Genomic DNA, 3,603 nt, shown 5'->3' with positions numbered 1-3,603 from the left:
GCGCACGGCACCACGACGCCGATCACGGCCGGCCCCGCGACCAACCCGACGAACGACGCCGGGGCGAGCTGCAGCCGCTCCTGGACCAGCAGGTTCGTCAGGTTGGAGACGGGCAGGAGCAGCGAGGCCGTGTTCGCCAGCCACACCACGGTCACGGCGAAGGGCCACGGCGGCACCCCGACGCGCCGGGCGAGGAGGACGACGAGCGGGGTGAGCAGCACCGCGGTGGTGTCGAGGGAGAAGAACACGGTGCACAGGACGCAGAGGAGCACCGTCACGAGCCACAGGGCCAGGACCCTGCCGCGGGCGAGGCGGGGGGGGGGGGGGGGGGTGCGGTCGCAGACACCCGCCGAGAAGAGGAGGTCCGTGACCACGGTCATGGACGTCACGAACAGCAGGATCGGCCAGATGCGCTGCCACAGCGCTCCGAGCTCCGGGCCGGGAAGCAGGCCGGTGGCCACGCAGGCCAGCGCGAGGACGGGCAGGATCGCCCGTGCGAATGTGTGACGTGTCACGTGCCCTCCGTTCCGCGACGTAGTGTCGCATGTGTCGCACCGAGTCCCGGGGCGTAACGGGCGCGAGGGAGTGGACCCCTCAGACGGTAACTTTGTACCCATGAAGTACGCCAATTCCATCGTGGACCTGATCGGCAACACCCCCCTCGTGAAGCTCAATTCCGTCACCGACGGCATCGCAGCCACCGTCCTCGCTAAGGTCGAGTACCTGAACCCGGGCGGGTCGGTGAAGGACCGCATCGCGGTGAGGATCATCGACGCCGCCGAGGCCGAGGGGAAGATCGGGCCCGGCGGGACCATCGTGGAACCGACCTCCGGCAACACCGGTGTGGGCCTGGCCCTCGTGGCCCAGCAGCGCGGGTACAAGTGCGTCTTCGTGGTGCCGGACAAGGTGGGCGAGGACAAGCGCAACGTGCTGAAGGCCTACGGCGCGGAGGTGGTGGTCACCCCCACCGCCGTCGCCCCCGACAGCCCGCAGTCCTACTACGGTGTCTCCGACCGCCTGGTCCGTGAGATCCCCGGCGCCTACAAGCCCGACCAGTTCTCCAACCACAACGGGCCGCTGAGCCACTACGAGACCACGGGCCCCGAGATCTGGGACGACACCGACGGCACGCTCACCCACTTCGTGACCGGCGTGGGCACCGGTGGCACCATCACCGGTACCGGCCGCTACCTGAAGGAGATCTCCGCCGACCGCGCGGGCGGCCCGGTGCGCATCGTCGGCGCGGACCCCGACGGCTCCATCTACTCCGGCGGCACCGGGCGCCCCTACTTCGTGGAGGGCGTCGGCGAGGACATGTGGCCGGACTCCTACGACCCCACGGTCCCCGACGAGATCCACGCCGTCACCGATGCGGAGAGCTTCGCGATGACGCGCCGGCTGGCCCGGGAGGAGGGACTGCTGGTCGGCGGCTCCTGCGGCATGGCCGTGGTCGCCGCCCTGCGCGTGGCGAAGGATCTTCCCGCCGACGCCGTCGTGGTGGTCCTGCTGCCCGACAGCGGCCGTGGGTACCTGGGCAAGATCTTCAACGACGACTGGATGAGGTCCTACGGCTTCCTGGACGGCGGCGACGACGCCAGCGTGGACGAGGTGCTGCGGACCAAGAGCGGCACCCTGCCGGACCTGGTGCACACCCACCCCTCGGAGACCGTGCGCGACGTCATCTCGATCATGGACGAGTACGGGGTCTCCAGCATCCCGGTCCTGTCGCAGGAACCTCCCGTGAAGCTGGGCGAGGTGCTCGGCTCCGTGGACGAGCGCTCCCTGACCGCGAAGATCTTCTCCGGCGAGGCGCAGCTGACGGACCGGATCTCCGACCACATGGCCGCCAGGTTGCCCCTGATCGGTTCGCTCGAGTCGGTCGGCGATGCACGCGAGCGCCTGCAGGACAGCGACACGCTGATGGTGACGTCCGTGGGATCCCCGGTGGGAATTCTGACGCGCCACGACTTGCTGACGTATCTGAGCAAGTGAAACCTCTCGACCTCCAGGAGCATCGTGACGCACTCTGACACCCAGGGCTTCAACACCCGCGCCGTGCACGCCGGGCAGACGCCCGACCCGGTCACGGGAGCGGTGATCCCGCCCGTCTTCCAGACCACCACCTTCATGCAGGACGGCATCGGCGGGCTGCGGAACGGCTATGAGTACGGCCGGGCCGCCAACCCCACCCGGGACGCTCTGCAGGTCCAGCTCGCCGCCCTCGAGGGTGGCAAGCACGCCTACAGCTTCTCCTCCGGGCTGGCGGCCGAGGACGCCCTGATCCGCGCCGCGCTCCGGCCCGGGGACCACATCGTCCTCGGCAACGACGCCTACGGGGGCACCTACCGGCTGATCGACCGCGTGCTCTCCGAATGGGGGATCACCAACTCCGCCGTGGACATGGCGGATGCCGACGCCGTCCGAGCCGCCATCGAGGCGAACAACACGAAGCTGGTGTGGGTGGAGACGCCGTCGAACCCGCTGATGAAGATCACCGACATCGCGGCCACCGCGGAGCTCGCCCACGCGGCCGGGGCCCTGCTCGTGGTGGACAACACCTTCGCCAGCCCCTACCTGCAGCAGCCGCTCTCCTTCGGTGCGGACGTGGTCATCCACTCCACCACCAAGTACATCGGCGGTCACTCGGACGCCAGCGGTGGCGCGGTGGTGGTGAACGACGACGCGCTCGCCGAGAAGGTCGGGTTCGTGCAGTTCGCCGTCGGTGCCGTCTCCGCACCCATGGAGGCCTGGCTCACCACGCGCGGCGTCAAGACCCTCGGCGTGCGCATGGACCGCCACTCCTCGAACGCCACGGCGATCGCGCAGTGGCTGCAGGAGCAGGACGAGGTGGAGCGCGTGTACTACCCGGGCCTCGCCGACCACCCCGGCCACGAGCTCGCCGCGGCGCAGATGAAGGACTTCGGCGGCATGCTCTCCGTGACCTTCAAGGGCGGCGCCGAGGCGGCGAAGAAGATCGCCGAGTCGACCCAGGTGTTCCTGCTCGCGGAGTCCCTCGGCGGCATCGAGTCGCTGATGAACTACCCCTCGGACATGACCCACGCCTCGGTGAAGGGGACGGACCTCGCGGTGCCGGAGAACATGATCCGGCTCTCGGTGGGCATCGAGGACATCGAGGACCTGATCGGGGACCTCGAGCAGGCCTTCTCCGCCCTGCGCTAGACCTCTCTCCTCGCGAAGGGCCCCTCCGGACGGAGGGGCCCTTCGGCATTCCGGGGCGGGGGGGAGGTCGCGTCGCGTTCCGGGGACGACGCGGTCGGACGGGGGCGGGCCCCGCCGCGCCACGCGGTGTGCCCCGGGACCCCGCACGGGAGGCCGCGGAGGGAGAGGGGCCCCCGGAGCGCCGCCGGCGGGGCGGGCAGCGCGAGCCCGGGAGGCGGGAGCGGCGCCGCGCCTTCGGGGAGGTCAGCTGGAAGTAGTCGCTGCTCGGCGGCAGCCACATGAGCAGCACCGCCACGAGCATCCCCACGGCGAGCACGGACAGCCCCGGGGTGCCGCGCACCAGCACCGGCACCCCGGCGATCACCCCCACGGTGGTGAGGAGCCCCCGGGGGCTCCTGACGCCCCGCCGCCACGGGAGGAGGG

Annotated in this window: 3 protein-coding genes; 2 read left to right on the top strand and 1 reads right to left on the bottom strand. The window is 70.7% G+C overall.

Features of this window, described 5'->3' with window-relative positions:
* A partial coding sequence (locus AC792_RS00295) for an SLC13 family permease (RefSeq protein WP_268753325.1) occupies window positions 1–515 on the bottom strand: 515 nt, incomplete at its 3' end.
* 100 nt (window positions 516–615) lie between these two features.
* Here AC792_RS00295 and AC792_RS00290 point away from each other — a divergent pair.
* Window positions 616–1,992 carry a cystathionine beta-synthase gene (locus tag AC792_RS00290; RefSeq protein WP_049828610.1) on the top strand — a complete coding sequence of 459 codons (1,377 nt, stop codon included), beginning with the start codon at window positions 616–618 and terminating at the stop codon, window positions 1,990–1,992.
* A gap of 24 nt (window positions 1,993–2,016) precedes the next feature.
* Complete coding sequence (locus tag AC792_RS00285; protein ID WP_049828609.1) at window positions 2,017–3,180, top strand: cystathionine gamma-synthase; 1,164 nt, start codon at window positions 2,017–2,019, stop codon at window positions 3,178–3,180.
* Window positions 3,181–3,603: the final 423 nt, after the last annotated feature.

Origin of the sequence: Arthrobacter sp. RIT-PI-e (assembly GCF_001187915.1) — a bacterium.
Taxonomy (GTDB): domain Bacteria; phylum Actinomycetota; class Actinomycetes; order Actinomycetales; family Micrococcaceae; genus Arthrobacter_D.
The sequence above is the reverse complement of the archived record's forward strand: the minus strand, read 5'-3'. Positions and strand labels throughout refer to the sequence as shown.